Origin of the sequence: Stenotrophomonas sp. HMWF023 (assembly GCF_003060985.1) — a bacterium.
Lineage (GTDB): Bacteria > Pseudomonadota > Gammaproteobacteria > Xanthomonadales > Xanthomonadaceae > Stenotrophomonas > Stenotrophomonas lactitubi.
On record NZ_QAIJ01000326.1, the window covers coordinates 30,741 to 31,599 of the forward strand.

At 66.1% G+C, this 859-nt stretch carries 1 protein-coding gene; it reads right to left on the reverse strand.

Translation table 11 applies throughout. The features are described 5' to 3' along the window. Positions 1-631: PepSY-associated TM helix domain-containing protein (locus tag DBR20_RS23560; protein WP_258223444.1), on the reverse strand; the 631-nt coding region annotated here is incomplete at its 3' end. Between the last annotated feature and the right edge of the window lie 228 nt (positions 632-859).

Consider the following 859-nt stretch of genomic DNA (forward strand, 5'->3'; position numbering starts at 1 on the left):
AGTCGAACGACCACCACAACCCGGTCAGCGCGCTCATCAGGTAGATCAGCAGCGCCCAGGTGCCGATCACCGAATGCAGGCTCCACAGGAAGCCGCGGCCCTTGCGCGCCCACTCCACCGCCAACCAGCTGCGCCAGTGCCACCAGCGGCGCGGCCAGCGCAGGTACAACCCGGACAAAGTGAAGAACAGCAGGGCGATCGCGCAGCTGCCGGTGATCCACGAGCCGCGCTCGCCGGCAACCATATGGCGGTGCAGGTCCTCGACGAAATCGAAGAACGCCTGTCCGCGCAGCGCACTGAAGCGCTCGCCGCTGTAGGGGTCGAAATACACCCAGTGGTCCTTGCCACCGGCAAAGCGTGCGACCGATGGGCGCTGGCCGCTGGCATCCACCCGCAGGCGCTGCAGCGGCCGCTCGCTGCCCGCCTGCAGCAACGGCACCAGTTCACTCAAGGCGAGCGGTTGCTGGTTGTCGGCATGGTGTTCGGCGATCGCGGCGAAACCGGGATTGGCCGCACGCAGCAGCTCATCCTCGAACGACAGGACCGCACCGCTCAGGCCCATCACGGCCAGGATGGCGCCAGCGCTGATGCCCAGCAGCCAGTGCAGTTGGAACAGGACGTTCTTGAACATCGGGATCGAGGGCCGTCAAGGCTGCCGCCCGCATCCTGCGCAACAGCAAATGAGAATTAATCTCGTAATTCTCCGGGTCCTGGGCCGCTGCGGTCAAGAAGGGGTTGCCGGCAGGGCTGCGCCCTGCACCTGCCGAATCAACGGCAACAGCCGAAGCAACAGCAGAAGCTGGCTTCCTGAGGGTAGGCGGGGTGGGTCCGGTTGCGGGGGCGTGAGCCGCATGGATGC